The following is a 24,748-nucleotide window of genomic DNA, read 5'->3' as shown; positions in this document are numbered from 1 at the left end:
CTGGCCATTCGAGCGATGGCTTCAGGTATTGATGAAGCTTTTAGGCGGCTGATGCAGGCAGATTTTGGCGTCATAGAGCAGGTTGATCAACTCGACGATCATGATCGCCGTCAGCCCCCAGATCTTGTATTCGCCGTAACGGTAGCTCGGCACGTACCAACTGCGACCCTGATAGTCGATGCGATGGGTGTGTTCGCGCGGATCCTTGCGGAAGAACTCCAGCGGCACACTGAACACCGCAGCGATCTCGGCATCATTGGCCTGGTATTCGACAAAATCGGGAATCACCCCGACATACGGCGTGACCTTGATGCCATGCAGGGAGATCAGCGGGCTGAGCGGACCGATCACTTCGACCAGTCCTGGCGGCAGGCCGATTTCCTCTTCGGCTTCACGCAGCGCGGTAAACACCAGGTCCGGGTCTTCGGGATCGCGTCGTCCTCCGGGGAAGGCGACTTCGCCGCCGTGGGTCGAGAGCCCGCTGGCGCGCAGGGTGAGGACAAGTTCGGGTTCGTCACTGCGAGTAATCGGCACCAGGACAGCGGCCTCGGGGAAACGCGTGTCGGTCTCCAGCGTGCGCGGCGTGTGATTGCTTACCCGGTGCAGTAGCTCGTCCAGCATAAGTGTTCTCGATCGGTGCCTTACCCTGCATCATGCACCAATCATTGCGACCGCCCAAGCCCCGAACGGCGGTCATGTCGCGAAACGACAACTTGCCGACTGACACCGCTGCACGCCAAGATAGGCGCAGCATTCAGGAACCCCAGCATGAAATTTTGCAGCCAGTGCGGCAACCCGGTGACCCAGCGCATTCCCGAAGGCGACTCGCGGCTGCGATTCGTCTGCGACAGCTGTCAGACGATTCACTACCAGAACCCCAATATCGTGGCCGGTTGCGTGCCGACCTGGGGCACCAAAGTCCTGCTGTGCCGCCGCGCCATCGAGCCACGCCTCGGTTACTGGACGCTGCCCGCCGGGTTCATGGAGAACGGCGAGACCATCGAACAGGCCGCCATTCGCGAAACCGCCGAGGAAGCCTGCGCCCGGGTGCGCAACCTGAGCATCTACACCCTGATCGACGTGCCACATATCAGTCAGGTGCATGTGTTTTTCCGCGCCGAGCTGGCGGATCTGGACTTCGCCGCCGGCCCCGAAAGCCTGGAAGTGCAACTGTTCGACGAGGAAGACATTCCGTGGGACGAGCTGGCTTTCCGTACGGTGGGCCGTACTTTGGAATGTTTCTTCGCTGACCGGCGCGTCGAGGTCTATCCGGTTCGCTCCGAATCGATTCCGCCGCTCGCCCAACCGGCCATTACTTGATTTCGACGGCGGCCGGCCGATAACCGGCTAACGCAGCACGCGACAGCGCCTGCACACTATCTATAAATAAAGTATCTGCTTCATTTCTGGGGAATCGTTTCAATGCGCTGGTTGCTTGCCCTGTTCTGCCTGTCGTTCGTCACCGTCTCCCAAGCGTCATTCGTGACCACCGTGACGCCTTCGAACACCCCGCTCATCGAAAAAGTACTGGTGCTCAAATCGGCCCATCAACTGCAGTTGATCGCCGACGGCAAGCCACTCAAGAGCTATCGCATTTCCTTGGGCAAGGGCGCGAAAAAAGGCCCGAAGCTGATTGAGGGCGACAAGCGCACACCGGAAGGTTTCTATTGGATCGACTGGCGCAAGACCAGCGACAAATTCAACCTGTCGATGCACATCTCCTACCCGAACATCAGCGACTCCGCCCGCGCCCGCCGCGAAGGCGTCGAGCCTGGCGGCATGATCATGATCCACGGCACGCCGGACTCCGAGGACAACCCGGAACAACTGTTCCATACCCTGGACTGGACCGATGGCTGCATCGCCATGCGCAACGTTGACATGCGCGAAGTCTGGAACCTGGTGCCGGACGGCACGATGATCGAAATCCGCCCCTGACTCTGTCATCCAGAGAGCACGCTCCCGAGGGGCCGCAAAACGGCCCTTCTCCCGACCATTGGTCGCCCGCAAAAAATAAATCAAAAAGATCGCAGCCTGCGGCAACGTCTGAACGGTGATACCACTTTCACCCGCCAGAACTGCCGCAGACGGCGATCTTTTGCTTTCCATAGCCCACCGCTAATACCACTTGAAGCCACCCGCCCTGAAACACCCGATTCCAAAGGACTACAGGCCCTTCCGCTGCGTTGACATGGTATGCAAGTGGTATTAGTTTTCGCCGAAACAGCGAGCGACAACAAACCAATATCAGCTCCGGAAGTGCCTTGCATGAACGACCTCCACGCCCTGCGCCCTGACGACTCCCAGCCGACGCCGCTGTACCTGCAACTGGCGCGCAACCTGGAAGCGGCGATCCATGCCGGCCAGTGGAAAGCCGAACAGGCGATGCCGTCGGAGCGCAATCTCAGCGAAATGCTGGGGATTTCCCGGGTCACCGCCCGCAAGGCGCTGGAAGTCCTGCTCGATCAAGGTCTGATCCGCCGCCTGCAAGGTTCCGGCACCTTCATCACTCCACGCCTCGAACAACCGCTGTCGCGTCTGTCGGGTTTCAGCGAAATGCTGCGCCTCAAGGGCTTCGTGCCCAGCTCGCAATGGCTCGAGCGGGAAATCACCCTGCCCACCCACGAAGAACTGATCCGCCTCGGCCTGTCGCCGAACGACAAGGTCGCGCGCATGAAACGCCTGCGCAAAGCCGACGACACCGTGATGGCCATCGAGATGAGCACCCTGCCCGCCTCGATCATGCCCAAGCCACAGGTGGTGGGCGATTCCCTCTACGAACACCTCGACAGCATCGGCAAACCGATCGTGCGCGCCTTGCAGCACATCCAGGCGATCAACGCCTCGGACGAGTTCGCCGCACTCGTCGGCATCGCCCCCGGCACCGCGATGCTGCTGATGACCCGGGTCGGCTACCTGGAAGACAACACGCCGATCGAAGTCACCGACACCTATTGCCGCAACGACTACTACGACTTTGTTGCAGAGCTTCGCCGCTGATCAGCAGCCAGGCCAAACGAGAGAAGCGAAATGTCTGAAGACAACATCCTCACCGCTGACGGCTGGATTCGCGGCCGGCTGATCCACGAACACGGCAGAGTCGTGTCGATCGAAGGCGTGCCTTGCGATCCGGCGACCAATGACTTGCCGTATCTGCTGCCGGGTTTCATCGACCTGCACGTCCACGGCGGTGGCGGCAAGGACATCATGGAAGGCGCCAGCGCGTTCGAGACCATCACCAAGACCCACGTGCGCTTTGGCACCACCTCGCTGCTGGCCACCACCATGACCGCGCCGAGTGCCGAGATTGCCAGCGTGCTCAAGGAGGTCGGCGAATTCTGCGAACAGCGTCCGAAAGGCGCCGCCCGAGTGCTCGGCGTTCACCTCGAAGGCCCGTACATCAATCCCGGCAAACTCGGCGCCCAGCCGAACTTCGCCCACACCGCGTTGATGGCCGAAGTTGAAGAGTATCTGGCACTGGCGCCGATCCGGGTGATCACCATTGCCCCGGAAATCGCCGGCCATGACGGCTTGATTCGTGAACTCAGCAGCCGTGGCATCCGCATGCAGATCGGCCACACCCTCGGCAGTTACGAGGAAGGCGTCGCCGCCCTCGAAGCCGGCGCCACCAGTTTCACCCACTTGTACAACGCCATGAGCCCGCTGCATCACCGCGAGCCGGGCATCGTCGGTGCAGCACTGGCCCACGCCAAATTCGCCGAACTGATTCCGGACTTGCTGCACGTGCACCCCGGCGCGATCCGCGTGGCCCTGCGCTCGATTCCGTGCCTGTACTGCGTCACCGATTCCACCGCCGCCGCCGGCATGCCCGATGGCGAGTACAAGCTCGGCAGCCACACCGTCACCAAATGCCTGGGCGGCGTGCGCCTGCCCGACGGCACCCTGGCCGGCAGCACCCTGACCATGGATCAGGCCCTGCGCAATCTGGTGAAGATCGGCCTGCCGATCGCCGAGGCCTCGCAACGTCTTTCGCAATTCCCCGCCGACTATCTCGGCATCACCGAACGCGGGCGCCTGCAACCCGGCGCCTGGGCCGACTGCGTGCGGCTGGATCGCTCACTCACACTGACCGCCGTCATGGTCGAAGGAGAAGACATTGACTTCAAAAATGCTTGAGGAGGCGCTGTCCTCGTTCGAGGCCGTGCAAGCCCAACTGCAACAGCTCGACCCGCCAATGATCGAGATCGCCGGACGCCTGCGCCGTCAGCCACCGCAAGTGGCGATGACCGTTGCCCGTGGCAGCTCCGACCATGCCGCGAGTTACTTCGCCTACCTGACCATGCAGCAACTTGGCGTACCGGTGGCATCATTGCCGATGTCGGTGGTGACCATGCAACAGGCGCCGTTGAAGGTCAGCGGTCAGGTTGCGTTCGCGTTTTCCCAGTCGGGCCAGAGCCCGGATCTGGTCAACAGTCTGCGCCTGCTGCGCAAGCGCGGCGCCTTGAGCGTGTCGATGGTCAACGCCGCCGATTCGCCGCTGGAGGCTGCGTGCGAATTCAGCCTGCCATTGCTGGCCGGCACCGAAAGCAGCGTCGCCGCGACCAAGAGTTTCATCGCCACCCTCAGCGCCAGCGCCCGTCTGATCGCTCATTGGAAAGAAGACAGCGAATTGCTGGAAGCGCACAACGCCCTGCCCGAAGGCCTGCGCGAAGCTGCGCAACAGGACTGGAGCCTGGCCATCGACGCCCTGCGCGATTGCGAGCGGTTGATGGTGATCGGCCGTGGCGCGGGTTTTGCCATCGCCCAGGAAGCCGCGCTGAAATTCAAGGAAACCTCGGCGATCCAGGCCGAAGCCTTCAGCAGCGCCGAAGTCCGTCACGGCCCGATGGCCCTGATCGACGAACATTACCCGTTGCTGGTGTTCGCCCCGCGCGGTGCCGAACAGGCCGGTCTGCTGAGCCTGGCGGCCGAGATGCGTCAGCGCGGCGCCCGCGTTCTGCTGGCTGCGCCGGATGACGTGAGCGAGCGCGACCTGACCCTGAGCCGTGCCGAGCACCCGGCCCTCGATCCGATCCTGGCGATCCAAAGTTTCTACGTGATGGCAGCCGGTCTGGCCGTGGCCCGTGGCATGGACCCGGATCAGCCGCGACACCTGAGCAAAGTCACCCGTACGCACTGAGTCCGAACCGAACGTTTTCCTGATGAGACCGAGCCATGCACAACAACAATAAAGAGCTGACTTTAAGCGCCCCGCTCAGCGGCCCGGTGCTCACGCTCGCCAAAGTCCCGGACGCGGTGTTCGCCAGCGGCGCGATGGGCGACGGCATTGCCATCGATCCGCTGAACGACACCCTGTATTCGCCCTGCGCCGGCGTGGTGATTCACGTCGCCCGCACCGGCCATGCACTGACCGTGCGCGCCGACAACGGCGCCGAGCTGTTGCTGCACCTTGGTCTGGACACGGTGGAGTTGCAGGGCGAAGGCTTCTCGATGCTGGTCAAGGAAGGCGCGCGGGTCAGCAATGGCCAGCCGCTGCTGCGCTATGACCTGGACAAGGTCGGCCGCCAGTGCAAAAGCCTGGTCAGCCTGCTGATCCTGACCAACAGCCAGGATTTCCAGGCGCGCCCCATCACCCTGAAAACGGTGAAGGTGGGCGAGCCACTGCTGCACATCGTCGCTCGTCACAGCGCAGCGGCGAACACAGAGGAACTCGGCGGCCCGGAAGTTCACGGCCACGTGCAGGTCGCCCATCGCGGCGGTCTGCATGCACGCCCGGCGGCGTTGATCCGCCAGACCGCGCAAGGTTTCAAAAGCCATTCGCAGCTGCATTTCGCCGGCAAGTCGGCGCCGTGCAACAGCCTCATCGGTTTGATGGGCCTGGCGATTGGCGAACAGGACGAAGTGCAGGTCAGTTGCCAGGGCCCGGACGCACAGGCTGCGTTGCAAGCCTTGCTCACCGCACTGGCCACCGCCCTGCCGGAGGATCATCACGCCACCGCACCGGTTGCCGCCACCCCACGTAATCGCCCGGCCGAGGCTGGCGTGTTGCACGGTGTTTGCGCCGCACCGGGACTGGTGGGCGGGCCGCTGTTTCGCTTGAACGCGATCAGCCTGCCAGCCGACAGCGGCAATCATCAGCCCGAGCAACAACTACAGATTCTCGACACCGCGCTGAATCAGGTTCGCAGCGAAATCGACGGCACCCTCGCACAAGCAAAAAAACACCGCAATGCCGACGAAGAAGCGATCTTCGCCGCGCATCTGGCCTTGCTGGAAGACCCGGCCCTGCTCGACGCCGCCCGGCAATCGATCGAAATCGGCACGGCGGCGACCCACGCCTGGAGCCAGTCAATCGACGCGCAATGCGAGGTGCTGCAAAACACCGGCAGCCCGCTGCTGGCCGAACGCGCCAACGATCTGCGCGACCTCAAGCAACGGGTGCTGCGCGCCCTGCTCGGTGAGGCCTGGCATTACGACGTGCCGACCGGCGCCATCGTCGCCGCTCACGAACTGACGCCTTCGGATTTGCTGCAACTGAGCGCGCAAGGCGTCGCCGGCTTGTGCATGGCAGAAGGTGGCGCAACTTCCCACGTGGCAATTCTGGCCCGGGGCAAAGGCCTGCCGTGCATGGTCGCACTGGGCTCGGCGCTGCTCGATCAGACGCAAGGCCAATCGGTGGTCCTCGACGCCGACGGCGGGCGCCTCGAACTGACGCCGAATGCCGAACGTCTGGCCGAAGTCCGCCAGGCGCAGATCGACCGCCAACAACGTCGTGACGCCCAGCAAGCTCAGGCCCATCTGCCGGCGGAAACCCGCAATGGCGTGGCCATCGAAGTGGTCGCCAACGTTGCCTCCAGCCACGAGGCGGCCGATGCGTTTGCCAACGGCGCCGACGGCGTCGGCCTGTTGCGCACCGAGTTTCTGTTCGTCGATCGCCACACTGCGCCGGACGTCGAAGAACAACGCGCCGCCTATCAAGCTGTGATCGATGCCATGGGCGGCAAATCGGTGATCATCCGCACCATCGACGTCGGCGGCGACAAACAACTCGACTACTTGCCGCTGCCGGTGGAAGCCAACCCCGTACTCGGCCTGCGCGGCATTCGCCTGGCCCAGGCCCGCCCGGAAATCCTCGATCAGCAACTGCGCGCCCTGCTGCAAGTCAGCCCGTTGCAGCGCTGCCGGATACTGCTGCCGATGGTCACCGAAGTCGACGAACTGCTGCACATCCGCCAGCGGGTCGATGCGCTGTGTCTGGAACTCGGCATCAATCAACGTCCGGAAATCGGCGTGATGATCGAAGTCCCGGCCGCCGCCCTGCAAGCCGAACAACTGGCCGAACACGCGGACTTCCTGTCCATCGGCACCAACGACCTGTCGCAATACACCCTGGCCATGGACCGCGACCACGCAGGCCTCGCCGCACGGGTCGATGCCTTGCACCCGGCGCTGCTGCGCCTGATCGCCATGACCTGCGAAGGCGCGGCGGTGCATAAACGCTGGGTTGGCGTGTGCGGCGCCTTGGCTTCCGATCCGCTGGCGACGCCGGTGTTGATCGGCCTGGGTGTGAGCGAACTGTCGGTGAGCCCGGTACAGATCGGCGAAATCAAAGACCGCGTGCGCCAGTTGCACGAAGCCGAATGCCAACGCCTCGCCCGGGACTTGCTCAAGCTGAGCAGCGCCGCCGCGGTGCGTCATGCCTGTCATCAACATTGGCCTCTGCGCTAACAAAAACAACAAGGACAAACGCCATGTACCAACTCTTCATCGAAGGCCTGCAACGCCTCGGCCGCGCGCTGATGCTGCCGATCGCGATCCTGCCGATCGCCGGCCTGCTGCTGCGCCTGGGCGACACCGACCTGCTGAACATCGCGATCATCCACGACGCCGGCCAGGTGATCTTCGCCAACCTGGCGATGATCTTCGCCATCGGCATCGCGGTCGGTTTCGCCAAGGACAACAACGGCACCGCCGGCCTCGCCGGGGTGATCGGTTACCTGGTGATGATCTCCACCCTCAAGGTGCTCGATGCGAGCATCAACATGGGCATGCTCGCCGGGATCGTCAGCGGCCTGATGGCCGGCGCGCTGTACAACCGCTTCAAGGACATCAAGCTGCCGGAGTACCTGGCATTCTTCGGCGGCCGCCGCTTCGTGCCCATCGTCACCGGCTTCAGCGCGGTCGGCCTGGGCGTGCTGTTCGGCTATATCTGGCCGCCGATCCAGCACGGCATCAACAGCTTCGGGACGTTGCTGATGGAAAGCGGCAGCTTCGGCGCGTTCGTCTTCGGCGTGTTCAACCGCCTGCTGATCGTCACCGGCCTGCACCACATCCTCAACAACATGGCGTGGTTCGTGTTCGGCAACTTCACCGACCCAACCACGGGCGCGCTGGTCACCGGTGACCTGTCCCGCTACTTCGCCGGCGACCCGAAAGGCGGCCAGTTCATGACCGGCATGTTCCCGGTCATGATCTTCGGCCTCCCCGCCGCCTGCCTGGCGATGTACCGCAACGCCCTGCCGGAGCGGCGCAAAGTCATGGGCGGGATCTTCCTGTCGATGGCCCTGACCGCCTTCCTCACCGGCGTCACCGAACCGATCGAATTCGCCTTCATGTTCCTCGCACCGCTGCTGTTTCTGCTGCATGCGCTGCTGACCGGGTTGTCGATGGCAATCACCAACGCATTGAACATCCACCTGGGCTTCACCTTCTCCGGCGGTTTCATCGACATGGTGCTGGGTTGGGGACGCTCGACCAACGGCTGGCTGGTGGTACCGGTGGGAGTGGTTTATGCGGTCATCTATTACGCGGTGTTCGACTTCTGTATCCGCCGTTTCAACCTGAAAACCCCAGGACGTGAAGACGTGGCCGCTGCCGAGAAATCCGTGCTGACAGAAAACGAGCGCGCCGCTGCGTATATAAAAGCCTTGGGAGGTGCCGAAAATCTGCTCACCGTCGGCGCATGCACCACGCGGCTGCGACTGGAAATGGTCGATCGCAACAAAGCCTCCGATGCCGATTTGAAAGCTCTGGGCGCGATGGCCGTGGTACGTCCGGGCAAGGGCGGCAGTTTGCAGGTTGTTGTGGGGCCGATGGCCGACAGCATTGCCGACGAAATCCGCCTGGCGATGCCTGCATTGGGCCGAGCCGTAGTGGCTGCTCCTGTCGCCGTCGTCGAAACCAGTGAGCCCGTTGCGGTAGCCGCACCGCAGGCCCAGCAATGGCTGAGCGCCCTGGGCGGCAGCGACAACGTGCTGCAACTCGACTGCATCGCCATGAGCCGGATTCGCCTGCAACTGGCCGATGGCAAGGTGTTGTCGGAAAGCCGATTGAAAGAGCTGGGCTGTTTGGGTGTCAGCGCGCTGGAAGATGGCGTGTGGCACTTGCTGGTGGGCGAGCGGGCGCAGAGCTTGAGTGCGGCGCTGGAGGGGTTGGTTAATCGTAGTGAGGTGAGTGCGAAGGTTTAGGGCGACCTCTGAATCGATGGTTGGGGGGATTCGATGCATCTTTGTACGGTCTCAGAATTCCCCTCACCCTAACCCTCTCCCGAAGGGAGAGGGGACTGACCGCGTTGTTTGGGAGAGGTACGCCGACGTGACATACCGAGGTGAACTCGGGTTATAAAATGCATGCAACTCGAATTGTGCTTCCTCTACTTCCTTTGCTTCCTCCCCTTCTTCTGCTCCTTGCTCCTGCTCCTGCTCCTGCTCCTGCTTTCGCTCCCCACCACTCAACACGATGAGCGTTAGCTCGAGTAAGGCTTTTGACGTGCCGGCCCCATCGGAAGGCTGAGTGGAGGGATTTATCCGGGGGTGGGAGCGCAGCGACCGTGCGGCGAAGCCGCATGCATCGAAAGGAGGTGCAGCGAAGCAAACCGTAGGCGATGCCCCCGGATGAATCCCGGAACGAAGGAACACCGAGCCAAAGCGAGGTGCCGAACGCAGGGGCCCAGACCTTTGGTTACTTTGGGGCGTTTGCCAAAGTGACCCGCCGTAAGGGCGGAACCATAAGCCGCCGCACTCGAAGAAACGGATATACACCCAACCCAAACCCCAAAACCCAAACAACAAAAAACCCGCTGAAATCACTCTCAGCGGGTTTTCCATTTCAGCAGCCAAGGAAAATCAAAAATCCTCCAGCCGCCACACTTCATAAGCCGGCGTCTCGTAGGGATGGCTCAACTTAAGAGCCGCCACTACCGAGCGAATCAACTCATCGCCAACAACAAGCTCAACCTTCCACTCCTCGACCCGCTCAACCCGCCCCGCCTCACCAATGAACGGCTGACTGCCGTCCATAGGCTGAAACTGACCAGATCCAAGCACCTGCCACGCACAGTGGTCATAATCACCGATCCGCCCACCACCGGCAGCGAACACAGCATCCTTGACCACCTCGACATGACTGTCAGGAACAAAAAAAGCGAGCTTGTACACAGCGCTTAGTTCACCCACACACGAGCATTACGGAACATACGCATCCAAGGAGCGTCTTCGTTCCAGTCTTCCGAACGCCACGAGTTCTGCACGGCACGGAACACACGCTCCGGGTGCGGCATCATGATCGTCACGCGACCGTCGCGGCTGGTGAGACCGGTGATCCCGCGCGGCGAACCGTTCGGGTTGGCCGGATAGGCTTCAGTGACCTTGCCGTGGTTGTCGACGAAACGCATCGCCACGCAACCCGACAGATCGGCTTCGAGCAGTGCCTCTTCGCTTTCGAATTCGGCATGGCCTTCACCGTGAGCGATGGCGATCGGCATGCGCGAACCGGCCATGCCCTGCAGGAAGATCGAGTTCGATTCCTGAACCTGAACCATCGCCACGCGCGCTTCGAACTGCTCGGAGCGGTTGCGCACGAAGTGCGGCCAGAACTCGCTGCCCGGGATCAGCTCGTGCAGGTTGGACATCATCTGGCAACCGTTGCACACGCCGAGGGTGAAGCTGTCGTTACGCTCGAAGAACCCCTGGAACGCATCGCGGGCGCGACTGTTGAACAGTGCGGACTTGGCCCAGCCTTCACCGGCGCCGAGAACGTCGCCGTAGGAGAAACCGCCGCAGGCCACCAGACCTTTGAACTCGTTCAGGTCGACGCGGCCGGCCAGAATGTCGCTCATGTGCACGTCGATCGCGTTGAAACCGGCGCGGTCGAACGCGGCCGCCATTTCCACCTGACCGTTGACGCCCTGCTCACGCAGTACGGCAACCTGTGGGCGGATGCCTTTCTTGATGTAAGGCGCGGCGATGTCCTGGTTGACGTCGTAGCTCAGCTTGACGCTCAGGCCCGGGTTGTCTTCTTCCAGCAGCGCATCGAACTCTTGCTCGGCGCAGTCGGCGTTGTCGCGCAGACGCTGGATCTGGTAGCTGGTCTCGGCCCACTGACGTTGCAGCAGACGACGCTGGCCTTCGAACACGGTGTCACCGTTGAAGGTGATGTTGATCTGGCCGTTATTGATCGGCTGACCGATCACCGAAACGCAGTCGCCCAGACCGGCAGCGCTGAATTGGGCGAGGATGTCCGGGGTGGCGTCCTGGCGAACCTGGATCACGGCACCCAGTTCTTCGTTGAACAGGATGGCGGCGATTTCAGCGGAGCTTTCGGCAACGCTGTCCAGGTTCAGGCTCAGACCGCAGTGGCCGGCGAAAGCCATTTCCACCACGGAGGTCAGCAGACCACCGTCGGAACGGTCGTGGTAAGCCAGCAGGTGACCGTCGGCGTTGAGGCCCTGGATCACGGCGAAGAACGCTTTCAGGTCTTCGGCGTCGTCGACGTCCGGAGCCTGCTTGCCGAGCTTGCCGTGAACCTGCGCCAGGATCGAGGCACCCATACGGTTCTGGCCGCGACCGAGGTCGATCAGGATCAGGTCGGTGGTGCCCTTGTCCATGCGCAGTTCCGGGGTCAGGGTCTGACGGATGTCAGCCACTGGCGCGAAACCGGTCACGATCAGGGACATCGGCGAGGTGACGGTCTTGTCTTCGCCGTTGTCGTTCCAGCGGGTGGCCATGGACATCGAGTCCTTGCCGACCGGAATGGTGATGCCCAGCTCAGGGCACAGTTCCATGCCGACCGCTTTCACGGTGTCGTACAGACGCGCGTCTTCGCCCGGGTGGCCGGCAGCGGACATCCAGTTCGCCGACAGTTTGATGTCGGAGAGCTTGTTGATGCGCGAGGCGGCAATGTTGGTGATGGTTTCGCCGATGGCCATGCGGCCCGACGCCGGAGCGTCCAGCAGCGCCAGCGGAGTGCGCTCGCCCATCGCCATCGCTTCACCGGTGTAGACGTCGAAACTGGTGGCGGTGACGGCTACGTCGGCCACCGGAACCTGCCAAGGGCCGACCATCTGGTCACGGGCCACGAGGCCGGTGATGGTGCGGTCGCCGATGGTGATCAGGAAGCTTTTGCTTGCCACGGCCGGGTGGTGCAGAACGCGCTCGATGCTTTCGCCGATGTCGAGGTTCGACGGATCGAAGTCATCGCCCAGCTCGGCTTCGCGAACCACCGAACGGTGCATGCGCGGCGCCTTGCCGAGCAACACTTCCAGTGGCATGTCCACCGGGTTGTTGCCGAAGTGGCTGTCGGTCACGGTCAGTTGCGGCTCGGCGGTGGCTTCACCGACAACGGCGAACGGGCAGCGCTCACGTTCGCAGATCGCCTTGAAACGCTCGAAGTCGGCCGGGCCGACCGCCAGAACGTAACGTTCCTGGGATTCGTTGGACCAGATTTCGTGCGGGGCCATGCCCGGCTCGTCGTTTGGAATGTTGCGCAGTTCGAATCGGCCACCGCGGTCGCCGTCGTTGACCAGTTCCGGGAAGGCGTTGGACAGACCACCCGCACCCACGTCGTGGATGAAGCTGATCGGGTTCTTGTCGCCCAGCTGCCAGCAACGGTCGATGACTTCCTGGCAGCGACGTTCCATTTCAGGGTTTTCACGCTGAACCGAAGCGAAGTCCAGATCCGCCGAGCTGGTGCCGGTAGCCATGGAGGAAGCAGCGCCGCCGCCCAGACCGATCAGCATCGCCGGGCCGCCGAGGACGATCAGCTTCGAGCCGACCAGAATCTCGCCTTTCTTGACGTGCTCTTCACGGATGTTGCCCATGCCACCAGCCAGCATGATCGGCTTGTGGTAACCGCGAACTTCGTCACCGTGCGGAGTGGTGATCGACTGTTCGAAGGTACGGAAGTAACCGGTCAGGGCCGGACGGCCGAATTCGTTGTTGAACGCGGCGCCGCCCAGCGGGCCTTCGATCATGATGTCCAGCGCGTTGACGATGCGCTCAGGCTTGCCGTACGGCACTTCCCACGGCTGTTCGAAGCCAGGGATTTGCAGGTTCGACACGGTGAAACCGGTCAGGCCGGCTTTCGGCTTGGCGCCACGACCGGTTGCACCTTCGTCGCGGATCTCGCCACCGGAACCGGTGGACGCGCCCGGGAACGGAGCGATCGCGGTCGGATGGTTGTGGGTTTCAACCTTCATCAGGATGTGCACCGGCTCCTGCACCGCGCCGTACTGGCGGGTTTCCGGATCCGGGAAGAAGCGGCCGGCGACGTTGCCGACGATCACCGAAGCGTTGTCCTTGTAAGCGGACAGCACGCCTTCGCTGTGCATCTGATAGGTGTTCTTGATCATGCCGAACAGGCTTTTTTCCTGGCTCTCGCCGTCAATATCCCAACTGGCGTTGAAGATCTTGTGGCGGCAGTGCTCGGAGTTGGCCTGGGCGAACATCATCAGTTCGATGTCGTGGGGGTTGCGCTTGAGACCGTTGAAGGCGTTGACCAGATAATCGATCTCGTCTTCGGCCAGAGCCAGGCCCAGTTCGACGTTGGCTTTTTCCAACGCGGCGCGACCGCCGCCGAGGATGTCGATGGCAGTCAGCGGCTTCGGTTCGGCGTGGCTGAACAGACCGGCAGCCTGCTCGAGGTTGGCCAGAACGATCTGAGTCATGCGGTCATGCAGTACGTCTGCAATCTGCTGCGCTTCGGTTTCGCTGAACTGACCGGCCACGTAGAACGCGATGCCGCGCTCCAGGCGCTGGATCTTGCTCAGGCCGCAGTTGCGGGCGATGTCGCTGGCCTTGCTCGACCATGGCGAGATGGTGCCGAAACGCGGCAACACCAGGAACAGACGACCGGTCGGCTCTTGAACCGGAACGCTTGGACCGTACTTCAGAAGGCGCGCAAGCACCTGCTGTTCGTCGCCGGTCAGGACGCCGGTGACTTCGGCGAAGTGAGCGAATTCAGCATACAAGCCACTGACAGCCGGAACCTTCTGGCTCAGTTGCTCAAGGAGTTTGCTGTGGCGAAAGGCAGAAAGGGCAGGAGCGCCGCGCAGGATCAACATCTTCGGGACAGCCTCGGGAAGGGGTGTGCTTTGAGGCCGTGCATTCTAGCCTAAACCGCCCTCAACATCACCCGAAACGCTACGCACGGTTGCACCCGGATGTCGAGTGGTGTTCCTGCCTTGAGGGTCAAATTTATGGGGTGTTGGAACGCGGGTTATTTTTTCTGTCACAAAATGCCTTTCGGGCCCATTCCTGCGGGGTTTCGAGAGGTTTTGTGATCCCTAGCAGACAACCCCGCAACTGTCGAGATATGGCGCCCGTTGTCCTTTGCGTATACTGCGCACATGTTTTCCCCAACGGCTTTGCGTCCGCGGTACGCCAAATGGCTGATCGCTACCGGACTCTTCCTGATGCTCAGTGGCTGTGTTGATAAACCCAACACACTCGAGCGCGTAAAGGAGGATGGCGTGCTGCGGGTGGTCACCCGAAACAGCCCCGCCACCTACTTTCAGGATCGCAGCGGTGAAACCGGCTTCGAATACGAGCTGGTGAAGCGCTTCGCCGACGATTTGGGGGTCGAGCTGAAGATTGAAACCGCCGACAACCTCGACGACCTGTTCAACCAGGTCGGCAAGCCGAACGGCCCGGTACTGGCCGCCGCCGGCCTGGTCAGCAGCGAACAGCGCAAGAAACAGGTGCGTTTCTCCCGCTCCTACCTCGAAGTCACCCCGCAGATCATCTATCGCAACGGCCAATCTCGTCCTACCGACGCCGGCGATCTGGTGGGCAAGAAGATCATGGTGCTCAAGGGCAGCACCCATGCCGAACAACTGGCGGAGCTGAAACAGAAATATCCTGGCATCCAGTACGAAGAATCCGACGCCGTTGAAGTGGTCGACCTGCTGCGCATGGTCGATGAAGGTCAGATCGACCTGACCCTGGTCGATTCCAACGAAGTGGCGATGAACCAGGTGTATTTCACCAACATCCGCGTGGCCTTCGACCTCGGCGACGCGCGCAGCCAGAGCTGGGCCGTGGCCGCCGGCGAAGACAACAGCCTGCTCAACGAGATCAACAGTTATCTGGACAAGGTGCAGAAGAACGGCACCCTGCAACGTCTGAAAGACCGCTATTACGGCCACGTCGACGTCCTCGGCTACATGGGTGCCACCACCTTCGCCCAGCATCTGCAGCAGCGGCTGCCCAAATACGAACAGCACTTCAAGGCCTACGCCAAGAAAGAGAAAGTCGACTGGCGCCTGCTGGCGGCGATCGGTTATCAGGAATCACTGTGGCAACCGGCGGTCACCTCGAAGACCGGCGTGCGCGGGCTGATGATGCTGACCCAGAACACCGCCCAGGCCATGGGCGTGTCCAACCGCCTCGATCCGAAGCAGAGCATCATGGGCGGCGCCAAGTACCTGGCCTACATGAAGGATCAGCTCGACGAGTCGATCCAGGAACCGGATCGCACCTGGTTTGCTCTGGCGGCCTACAACGTCGGCAGCGGTCATCTGGATGACGCGCGCAAACTGGCGGCCAAGGAAGGGTTGAACCCGGACAAGTGGCTGGATGTGAAAAAGATCCTGCCGCGCCTGTCGCAGAAGCAGTGGTACAGCAAGACCCGCTACGGCTACGCCCGGGGCGGCGAACCGGTGCATTTCGTGGCGAACATCCGTCGCTACTACGACATCCTGACGTGGGTGACCCAGCCGCAGCTTGAAGGCGATCAAGTGGCCGAGGGCAACCTGCATGTGCCGGGGATCGATAAATCGAAACCGGCTCAAGAGCCCGCCCCGCTTTAACCCATCCCCAATACAAATGTGGGAGCAAGTTTGCTCCCACAGGATGTTGAAACTTAGTGTTTGGCAGCCGCCAGAATCAACGCCTTCATCTCCGACACCGCCGACTTGAAGCCGACGAACAACGCGTGCGCCACCAGTGCGTGACCGATGTTCAGCTCGTTGATGCCCTTGATTGCGGCAACCGCCTCGACGTTGTGATAGTGCAGGCCATGGCCGGCATTGACGATCAGGCCCTGGGCCAGACCGAAGGCCACGCCGTCCGCCACACGCTTGAGCTCTTCAGCCACTTCGGTTGGTGTTTCGGCATCGGCGTAACGCCCGGTGTGCAGCTCGATAGCCGGGGCACCGACGCGCTTCGACGCAGCGATCTGCCGCTCGTCGGCGTCGATGAACAGCGATACCTCGCTGCCGATCTTCGACAGACGCTCGACAGCCGCCCTGATCCGCTCTTCCTGCCCCGCCACATCCAGACCGCCTTCGGTGGTCAATTCCTGACGGGTTTCCGGCACCAGGCAGATGTGCGCCGGACGAATGCGCTCGGCGAACGCCATCATTTCTTCGGTGACGCCCATTTCGAAGTTCATGCGGGTTTGCAGCACGTCCTTGAGCAGCAGCACGTCGCGCTCCTGAATGTGCCGGCGGTCTTCGCGCAGGTGCACGGTGATGCCGTCGGCGCCCGCCTCTTCCGCGTCCAGCGCAGCCTTGACCGGATCCGGATAGCGCGTGCCACGGGCCTGACGCAGGGTGGCGACGTGGTCGATGTTCACGCCAAGAAGAATGCGATTGCTGGTGGTCACGGATGCGCTCCTGAATGGAAAGATTCGGCGCACAGCATACGGCGAGATCAGGGCTTGCGAAACAGCTCGCGACTGACGAGGGGACGACCGCCCAGATGCACGGCCAATGCCTGGCGCATCAAGCGCTTGGCGGCGGACAGCGCGCCCGGTGCCGACCAGTCGGCTTCGGCCATGGCCAGCAGTTCGGTGCCGTTGAACAGGCCGGGTTGCAGCAGATAGACCCGTTCGAGTCCGGCATCCACCTGCAAGCGATAGAGACCGTCCGCAGCGACAGGCTCGTCGTTGATGTCGGAATTCAGGGAAAAGCCATAACCAAGGTCGTCGAGCAGCCGCCATTCGAAAGAACGCAGCAACGGTTCCAGCGGCCGGCCTTCGGCCAATGCCAGCAAGGTCGCGGCGTAATGATCGAACACCGCCGGGTGCGGATCTTCGGCGGGCAACAGGCGGATCAAAAGTTCGTTGAGATACAGGCCGCTGAACAGCGCCTCACCGACCATCCACGTTGCGTTGCCGACGCTTTCCATGCGCCCGACGTTCTTCAACTCACCCTTGCCGCGAAACTCCACTTCCAGCGGCACGAATGGCCGCGCCAATGTCCCGGCCTTGCCCCGCGCACTGCGCAACACCGCCCGCAGCCGACCTTGCGGCGTGAGGAAGTCCACCAATGCGCTGGTTTCGCGGTAGGCGCGGGAGTGGAGGACGTAGGCGGGTTGGGCGGGAGGCGCTTGAGACATGGACTTCTCGTTGAGGGAAACGCGGTTTACTCATCACCCAAAACCAATGTGGGAGCGAGCTTGCTCGCGAAAGCGGTGCAACAGTCAACATCTATGCCGAATGTTACATCGTCTTCGCGAGCAAGCTCGCTCCCACAATGGATCGATGTATTGCTTTACAGGTCGCCGTAACCCAGCGAACGCAGCGCACGCTCGTCGTCGGACCAGCCGCCCTTCACCTTGACCCACAGATTGAGCATGATCTTGGAGTCGAACAGCAGCTCCATGTCCTTGCGCGCCTCGGTGCCGATGCGCTTGATGCGCTCGCCCTTGTCGCCAATGATGATTTTCTTCTGGCCGTCACGCTCGACGAGGATCAGCGCATGGATGTGCAGCGTCGCACCCTGCTGCTTGAACTCTTCGATTTCCACAGTGATCTGGTACGGCAGCTCGGCGCCGAGCTGGCGCATGATCTTCTCGCGCACCAGTTCGGCGGCGAGGAAGCGGCTGCTGCGGTCAGTGATCTGGTCTTCCGGGAAGAAGTGATCGTTCTCCGGCAGATGATCGGCGATGACCTTTTCCAGCGCATCGAGGTTGTGCCCGTGTTGCGCCGAGATCGGAATGATCTGCGCGTTCGGCAGCTGTTCCTGCAACCACGACAGATGCGGCATCAGCTCGGCCTTGTCTTCGATGCGGTCGGTCTTGTTCAGTGCGACGATCAGCGGACCAGTCACGTACTGCACGCGCTCCAGCACCATCTGGTCTTCTTCGGTCCACTTGGTGCGGTCGACCACGAAGATCACCACGTCGACGTCTTTCAACGCCGCCGAAGCGGTCTTGTTCATGTAACGGTTCAGGGCCTTTTCGCCACCCTTGTGCATGCCGGGGGTGTCGACGTAGATCGCCTGCACGTCGCCCTCGGTCTTGATCCCGAGCATGTTGTGGCGAGTGGTCTGCGGCTTGCGCGAGGTGATCGCCAGCTTCTGGCCAAGGATGTGGTTCAGCAGCGTGGACTTGCCCACGTTGGGACGGCCGACGATGGCAACATAGCCACAGCGCGTTGCGTTTGTATCAGTCATTGCCATTCTCCACACCCAGGGCAATCAGTGCTGCGGCGGCCGCTACCTGTTCGGCAATACGACGGCTCACACCCTGACCCCGGCTTTTTTCATTCAATAGGACAACTTCGCACTCGACGAAGAAGGTACGGCAGTGCGGCTCGCCCTGGATATCCACCACTTCGTAGCGCGGCAGTTCGCAGCCGCGCGATTGCAGGAATTCCTGCAGGCGGGTCTTCGGATCCTTGTTGGTATCGACCAGCGTCAGACCTTCGAACTCGCCGGCCAGCCAGGCCAGTACACGTTCGCGGGCGACTTCCATGCCGGCGTCGAGGTAGATCGCACCGATCAGCGCTTCAAGGGCGTCGGCCAGAATCGACTCGCGACGGAAACCGCCGCTCTTCAATTCGCCGGACCCCAGACGCAGGTAATCGCCCAGATCGAAACCGCGGGCCAGCACCGCCAGCGTCTCACCTTTTACCAGCCGTGCGCGCAAACGCGACAACTGGCCTTCGCGAGCCAGCGGGAAACGGTCGAACAAGGCTTCGCCGGCAACAAAGTTGAGGATCGCATCGCCGAGGAATTCCAGACGCTCGTTGTTGCGTCCGGCAAAGCTGCGGTGCGTAAGGGCCAGGACCATCAGTTCCTGGTCCTTGAAAGTGTAACCGAGCTGACGCTCGAGGCGGCTTAGAGAAACGCTCACGGTTTACCCACGCTGAGTTCGTGGCTGGATTCCACTGCCATCGCCGAGATACGGCGCAGGCCTGGGACAATTAACGCTGTGTTCAAAAATGACGTCCTGAATATCGTGGCTTCATGCCCCGGAGCCGGTTGTGCCGACACCAGAAATGCATTCGGCGCTGTGGTCAACAGCGCCGTGTTTGTTTACTTGATCAGGCCGACCCGCGAGAAGTTCGGCAGGTGGCTGAGTTTCGGTTCCGGCCAGCTCATCCAGACCGCGAAGGCCTTGCCGACGATGTTCTGGTCGGGAACCATGCCCAGCAGATCCTTGGGAATGTTCGGATCATCCCAGTAGCGACTGTCGTTCGAGTTGTCGCGGTTGTCGCCCATCATGAAGTAATGCCCGGCCGGCACGGTCCAGGTATGGTCCGGTGTGGCGCGGTAGCGGCTCATTTCCTTGCGGATCAGGTGCTCGGCGACGCCGAGTTTTTCCTTGTAGAGTTCCGCGCTGCCCAGCGTGCCCGGCTCGGAGCCGACCAGTTGCTCGGCAATCGACTCGCCATTGACGAACAGTCGCTTGTCGGCGGTGTACCGCACGGTGTCACCCGGCAGGCCGACCACACGCTTGATGTAGTTGACGTTCGGGTCGCTCGGGTAGCGGAACACCATCACATCGCCGCGCTGCGGGTCACCGACTTCGATGATCTTCTTGTCGATCACCGGCAAACGGATCCCGTAGGAAAACTTGTTCACCAGAATGAAGTCGCCAACGTCCAGGGTCGGTTTCATCGAGCCGGACGGAATCTGGAACGGCTCCACCAGGAACGAACGCAGCACCAGCACGATGAACAGCACCGGGAAGAACGACTTGCCGTACTCGACCAGCAGCGGTTCCTTGTTCAGCTTCTCGACCACCACCACATCAGGCTGGCTGACGCTGCCCTGATAGGAGGCGATGGCGGCACGCCGACGCGGTGCCAGGATCAACAGATCGAGCAACGCCAACAGACCGCAGACGAACACGGCAATGACCAGCAACAGCGGGAAATTTAGTGACATAGGACCTGACTATTCCAACCTGAGCACGGCGAGGAAGGCTTCTTGTGGAATTTCCACGTTGCCGACCTGTTTCATGCGTTTCTTACCGGCCTTCTGCTTCTCAAGCAGTTTTTTCTTACGGCTGACGTCGCCGCCGTAGCACTTGGCCAATACGTTCTTTCTGAGTGCCTTGACGGTTGTCCGGGCGACGATCTGACCGCCAATGGCAGCCTGGATGGCCACGTCGAACATCTGACGAGGAATCAGTTCTTTCATCTTCTCGGTCAACTGGCGACCTTTGAAGTGCGAATTGTCACGGTGCACGATCAGCGCCAGAGCGTCGACCTTGTCGCCGTTGATCAGCACGTCCAGTTTCACCAGATTAGCCGATTGGTAACGATCGAAATGGTAGTCCAGCGAAGCATAGCCGCGGCTGGTGGATTTCAGACGATCGAAGAAGTCCAGCACCACTTCGTTCATCGGCAGGTCGTAGGTCACTTGCACCTGATTGCCGAGGAACAGCATGTCGACCTGCACACCGCGCTTCTCGATGCACAGAGTGATGACGTTGCCCAGATGCTCCTGCGGTACCAGAATGTTGGCGCGCACGATCGGCTCGCGCATGTCTTCGATTGACGAGACATCCGGCAGCTTCGACGGGTTGTCCACGTAAATCGTTTCACCGGTTTTCAGCACCAGTTCGAAGATTACCGTCGGCGCCGTGGTGATCAGGTCCAGGTCGTACTCGCGCTCCAGGCGCTCCTGGATGATTTCCATGTGCAGCATGCCGAGGAAGCCGCAACGGAAGCCGAAGCCCAGCGCGTCGGAGCTTTCCGGGGTGTATTGCAGCGACGAGTCGTTCAGGGTCAGTTTCTGCAGCGCTTCGCGGAAGTCCTCGAAGTCGTCGGAACTGACCGGGAACAGACCGGCGTAAACCTGCGGCTGGATGCGTTTGAAACCTGGCAGCACCGGAACGTCCGGGGTGGAGCTCAAGGTCAGGGTGTCACCGACCGGCGCACCGTGAATGTCCTTGATGCTGGCAATGATGAAGCCCACTTCGCCGGCCTTCAGGTCAGCAGTGGCGGTGTGTTTCGGATTGAACACGCCAACGCTGTCGACCAGATGCACCTTGCCGGTGGACTTGACGAGGATCTTGTCGCCCTTCTTCACGCGGCCGTGACGCACGCGCACCAGGGAAACAACGCCCAGGTAGTTGTCGAACCAGGAGTCGATGATCAACGCTTGCAGCGGATCTTCGATGTTGCCGGTCGGCGCAGGAATGGTCGCGACCAGACGCTCGAGCACTTCGTCGACACCCAGGCCGGTCTTGGCGCTGCAGGTGACGGCGTCGGTGGCGTCGATGCCGATGATCTTCTCGATCTCGTCCTTGACGCGATCGGGCTCGGCCTGTGGCAGGTCGATCTTGTTCAGGACCGGCATGACCTCGAGGCCCTGCTCGATGGCGGTGTAGCAGTTGGCAACGGATTGGGCTTCAACGCCCTGCCCCGCATCGACCACCAGCAGCGCACCTTCACACGCGGCCAGGGAACGGCTGACTTCGTAGGTGAAGTCGACGTGGCCCGGGGTGTCAATGAAGTTCAGCTGGTAGGTGACGCCATCTTTGGCCTTGTAATAGAGGGTAACGCTGTGGGCCTTGATGGTGATCCCGCGTTCGCGCTCCAGATCCATGGAATCCAGTACCTGGGCTTCCATTTCACGCTCGGCCAGGCCACCGCACATCTGGATGAAACGGTCAGCCAGCGTCGACTTGCCATGGTCAATGTGGGCGATGATGGAGAAATTGCGGATATGACTCAAATCACTCACGGATCAACACTCAAAAAGGCTGCAGGCTTGGCCCGCCGAAAAATAGCCGGGAATTGTACCTGATACACGGCGCAAGCGTCACGTTCGCCTGTCACCCGGATTGCATGCAAAAACGCCCCGATCTGATGACCGAGGCGTTTTCAAGGCTAAAGAGTGGGTGAAACCTTGTTCATCAACCGGCTCGACGCAACAGCCAGACACCCGCCAGCGCACACACGCCAGCCGGCACCAGCACCGCGAACAGCGGCGAGAAGCCGAAGACCAGACTGGATGGACCCAGCAGATCCTGAACGATGCGGAAGGTGAAGCCCACCAGCACACCGGTGAAAACCCGCTGACCGAGAGTCACCGAACGCAACGGACCGAAGATGAAGGAAATCGCCATCAGCACCAGCGCGGCGGTCACCAACGGCTGCAACACCTTGACCCAAAATGCCAGCCAGTAACGACCGTTGCTCAGGCCCTGATCGGCCAGATAGTGGATGTAACCCCACAGACCGGTGATCGACAGCGATTCCGGCGCCATCACTACAGTGCTCAGCAATTGCGGGCTCAGCGAGACATCCCAGCGCTCGACCGGCGTATTGACCACTTCAGTGCTGCGCTCGTGGAATTTGGTGGTGGTCACGTCGGTCAGCTGCCAGTGATCGGTGTCGAACTCGGCGCGTTTGGCGAAGCTCGAGCTCAGCAGGTGACGCTCTTTGTCGAAGTGATAACGGGTCACGCCGTACAGGCGACCGTTGGGCTGTACGGAGTTGATGTGAATGAACTCCTCGCCTTGACGGTGCCACATGCCGTGCTTGGCGCTTTGCGCGTCGCCGCTGCCTTGCGCCAGCGAACGGTTGGCCTGGGCCATGCTTTCGGTGGCCGGTGCCACGTACTCGCCGATCAGCACGCCGGCCAGCATCAGCACCAGCATCGGCTTCATCACCGCCCAGACGATGCGCCCGATGGAGACACCGGCGGCACGCATCACGGTCAGTTCACTGCTGCTCGCCAGACTGCCGAGGCCGATCAGGCAACCGATCAGCGCCGCCATCGGCAGCATGTCGTAGAGCCGACGCGGCGCGGTCAGGAGCACGAAGCTCAGAACGTCGACCAGGGTGTAGGTGTCACTGACGTCGCCCATCTCGTCGATGAACGCAAACAAGGTTGCCAGGCCGAGAATGATCGCCAGCACTGCGATGATCGCCATGAACACGCTGCTGCCGATGTAGCGGTCGAGTTTAACCACGGGCCACCTCCAGCGCTGCGCTGCGACGGCTCGCCAGTTTCAGGCGCAGAGGTTCCCAGTACAGCAGGCCGAGGCCGATGACCAAGAAGATCGCGTGGACCCACCACAAGCCGAGCGCCGGTGGAATCTTGCCTTTCTCGAGGGCGCCGCGGGCGGCAATCAGGATGGTCAGGTAAGCCATATAAAGAAGAATCGCCGGCAGCAGCTTGAGGAAACGCCCCTGACGCGGATTGACCCGCGACAGCGGCACCGCCATCAGGGTCACGATGAACACCAGCAACGGCAGCGACAGGCGCCATTGCAGTTCGGTTTTCGAGCGGATGTCATCGCTGCCCAGCAGAGACGAGGTCGGCATGGCGTCACGGTCGGTGACTTCCTCGCTGACATCCGGCTTGGGCAGCAGCACGCCGTAGGTTTCGTAGTGGATGGCGCGATAGTTGGCCTGACCCGGGCTGCCGTCGTAGCGGTAGCCGTTGTCGAGGATCAGGTAGCGGTTGCCGTCGGGACGCACTTCCTGACGCCCCTTTTCCGCCACCAGCACGGAAATCCCGCGATCTTTCTGGTTGGCGCCGAGGTTCTTCTGCGAGATGAACACGCTGCCAAGATTGACCCGATCATCGCTCAGGGTTTCGGTGTAGGTCACCCGCGTACCGTCGCGCAGGGCCTGGAAGCGGCCGGGCTCGAGGGTGTCGAACTCGGTCAGGGCGTCCTGCTTGTTCAGCAGCAGCTGGAACTGGTTGGCGCCTTGCGGGGCCAGGCTCAGGCTCAGCCATGCAACCACCAGCGCCACCAGGGTGGCCGGAAACAGAGTCATGCGAAACAGACGCTGCTGGCTCATGCCGGTGGCCGAGAGCACGGTCATCTCGCTTTCCAGGTACAACCGGCCGTACGCCAGCAGGATCCCGAGAAACAGGCCCAGCGGCAGGATCAGTTGCAGGAAGCCCGGCAGACGGAAGCCCATGATCAGGAACAGCGATCCCGGATCGAGCTGGCCTGCGGCGGCCTGGGCAAGGTATTTGATGAAGCGACCGCTCATGATGATGACCAGCAGCACGGCGCTTACCGCACTCAGGGTCAACAGGACTTCGCGGGACAGATAACGGAAGACGATCAAACCAGACACTCCAGGGTTGTCAGGCTAAGGCGGCCAAACAAGCAAACGTATCGACGGGCCCGCAAGGCAGAGCCGTCGAAAAAAGATGCGGCATTATCCTGTGATTGAGGGCGCCTGTCACTGCGCACACTCACGCAAGCGTGCAATCCGTTGAAGATCGTACAACCGAGGGTTGTCAGGCGCGGTGAGCGAGGTTCAAACTGCCGCCTCTGTCGCAGGCGCTGGCCTGCGCCTCTTCTCT

19 protein-coding genes are annotated in these 24,748 nt (G+C 61.7%); 8 read left to right on the top strand and 11 right to left on the bottom strand.

What is annotated here, in order from left to right; genetic code table 11:
- Nucleotides 1-21: 21 nt before the first annotated feature.
- Complete coding sequence (locus L6D82_RS03115; protein WP_236188042.1) at nt 22-621, bottom strand: CoA pyrophosphatase; 600 nt, start codon at nt 619-621, stop codon at nt 22-24.
- 147 nt (nt 622-768) lie between these two features.
- Here L6D82_RS03115 and L6D82_RS03110 point away from each other — a divergent pair, with 147 nt between their 5' ends.
- From L6D82_RS03110 to nagE, 7 genes are all read left to right on the top strand, one after another.
- Nucleotides 769-1,320 (top strand): NUDIX hydrolase, encoded by a 552-nt coding sequence (locus tag L6D82_RS03110; RefSeq protein ID WP_129973719.1) that lies wholly within the window; start codon nt 769-771, stop codon nt 1,318-1,320.
- 102 nt (nt 1,321-1,422) lie between these two features.
- On the top strand, nt 1,423-1,938 hold the full coding sequence (locus tag L6D82_RS03105; RefSeq protein ID WP_007954614.1) for a L,D-transpeptidase family protein: 516 nt from the start codon (nt 1,423-1,425) through the stop codon (nt 1,936-1,938).
- 330 nt (nt 1,939-2,268) lie between these two features.
- Nucleotides 2,269-3,000 carry a GntR family transcriptional regulator gene (locus L6D82_RS03100; RefSeq protein WP_007954613.1) on the top strand — a complete coding sequence of 244 codons (732 nt, stop codon included), beginning with the start codon at nt 2,269-2,271 and terminating at the stop codon, nt 2,998-3,000.
- A gap of 30 nt (nt 3,001-3,030) precedes the next feature.
- A complete protein-coding gene (gene nagA / locus L6D82_RS03095) occupies nt 3,031-4,137 on the top strand; it encodes an N-acetylglucosamine-6-phosphate deacetylase (RefSeq protein WP_236188039.1) in 1,107 nt (368 codons plus the stop codon).
- Nucleotides 4,118-5,140: an SIS domain-containing protein gene (locus tag L6D82_RS03090; protein WP_102686926.1), complete on the top strand. Its 1,023-nt coding sequence runs from the start codon at nt 4,118-4,120 to the stop codon at nt 5,138-5,140. The genes nagA and L6D82_RS03090 overlap by 20 nt, the downstream gene beginning before the upstream one ends.
- Nucleotides 5,141-5,175: 35 nt before the next feature.
- Nucleotides 5,176-7,689 (top strand): phosphoenolpyruvate--protein phosphotransferase, encoded by a 2,514-nt coding sequence (gene ptsP / locus L6D82_RS03085; RefSeq protein WP_236188033.1) that lies wholly within the window; start codon nt 5,176-5,178, stop codon nt 7,687-7,689.
- A gap of 23 nt (nt 7,690-7,712) precedes the next feature.
- The gene (nagE, locus tag L6D82_RS03080) at nt 7,713-9,428 is read left to right on the top strand and encodes an N-acetylglucosamine-specific PTS transporter subunit IIBC (protein ID WP_236188032.1); all 1,716 of its coding nucleotides are present in this window, start codon (nt 7,713-7,715) and stop codon (nt 9,426-9,428) included.
- A gap of 657 nt (nt 9,429-10,085) precedes the next feature.
- Here the strand turns inward: nagE and L6D82_RS03075 are convergent.
- Together L6D82_RS03075 and purL are read right to left on the bottom strand one after the other, a co-directional pair.
- The gene (locus L6D82_RS03075) at nt 10,086-10,397 is read right to left on the bottom strand and encodes a YqfO family protein (RefSeq protein WP_236188030.1); all 312 of its coding nucleotides are present in this window, start codon (nt 10,395-10,397) and stop codon (nt 10,086-10,088) included.
- Between the two features lie 5 nt (nt 10,398-10,402).
- Nucleotides 10,403-14,299: a phosphoribosylformylglycinamidine synthase gene (gene purL / locus L6D82_RS03070; RefSeq protein WP_085747011.1), complete on the bottom strand. Its 3,897-nt coding sequence runs from the start codon at nt 14,297-14,299 to the stop codon at nt 10,403-10,405.
- A 285-nt stretch (nt 14,300-14,584) separates the two neighbouring features.
- Between purL and mltF the strand changes: the two genes are divergently transcribed.
- Nucleotides 14,585-16,045: a membrane-bound lytic murein transglycosylase MltF gene (gene mltF, locus L6D82_RS03065; protein ID WP_011332593.1), complete on the top strand. Its 1,461-nt coding sequence runs from the start codon at nt 14,585-14,587 to the stop codon at nt 16,043-16,045.
- 53 nt (nt 16,046-16,098) lie between these two features.
- Here the strand turns inward: mltF and pdxJ are convergent, their stop codons facing one another.
- From pdxJ to lptF, 8 genes are all read right to left on the bottom strand, one after another.
- Complete coding sequence (gene pdxJ, locus L6D82_RS03060) at nt 16,099-16,842, bottom strand: pyridoxine 5'-phosphate synthase (RefSeq protein WP_064382428.1); 744 nt, start codon at nt 16,840-16,842, stop codon at nt 16,099-16,101.
- A 47-nt stretch (nt 16,843-16,889) separates the two neighbouring features.
- Complete coding sequence (recO, locus tag L6D82_RS03055) at nt 16,890-17,576, bottom strand: DNA repair protein RecO (protein ID WP_236188029.1); 687 nt, start codon at nt 17,574-17,576, stop codon at nt 16,890-16,892.
- Nucleotides 17,577-17,731: 155 nt separating this feature from the next.
- Nucleotides 17,732-18,634, bottom strand: a complete 903-nt coding sequence (gene era, locus L6D82_RS03050) for a GTPase Era (RefSeq protein ID WP_039769512.1) — start codon at nt 18,632-18,634, stop codon at nt 17,732-17,734.
- Complete coding sequence (gene rnc / locus L6D82_RS03045; RefSeq protein WP_011332589.1) at nt 18,627-19,316, bottom strand: ribonuclease III; 690 nt, start codon at nt 19,314-19,316, stop codon at nt 18,627-18,629. Before rnc ends, era begins: the two co-directional genes overlap by 8 nt.
- A gap of 182 nt (nt 19,317-19,498) precedes the next feature.
- A complete protein-coding gene (lepB, locus tag L6D82_RS03040; RefSeq protein WP_011332588.1) occupies nt 19,499-20,353 on the bottom strand; it encodes a signal peptidase I in 855 nt (284 codons plus the stop codon).
- A gap of 9 nt (nt 20,354-20,362) precedes the next feature.
- On the bottom strand, nt 20,363-22,159 hold the full coding sequence (gene lepA, locus L6D82_RS03035; RefSeq protein WP_039769508.1) for a translation elongation factor 4: 1,797 nt from the start codon (nt 22,157-22,159) through the stop codon (nt 20,363-20,365).
- A 172-nt stretch (nt 22,160-22,331) separates the two neighbouring features.
- On the bottom strand, nt 22,332-23,393 hold the full coding sequence (lptG, locus tag L6D82_RS03030) for an LPS export ABC transporter permease LptG (RefSeq protein ID WP_039769506.1): 1,062 nt from the start codon (nt 23,391-23,393) through the stop codon (nt 22,332-22,334).
- Nucleotides 23,386-24,507, bottom strand: a complete 1,122-nt coding sequence (gene lptF / locus L6D82_RS03025) for an LPS export ABC transporter permease LptF (RefSeq protein WP_064593584.1) — start codon at nt 24,505-24,507, stop codon at nt 23,386-23,388. Before lptF ends, lptG begins: the two co-directional genes overlap by 8 nt.
- Nucleotides 24,508-24,748: the final 241 nt, after the last annotated feature.

The sequence above is a fragment of the Pseudomonas paraglycinae genome (assembly GCF_021601625.1).
Lineage (GTDB): Bacteria > Pseudomonadota > Gammaproteobacteria > Pseudomonadales > Pseudomonadaceae > Aquipseudomonas > Aquipseudomonas paraglycinae.
This window is presented reverse-complemented; position numbering and strand designations above follow the sequence as displayed.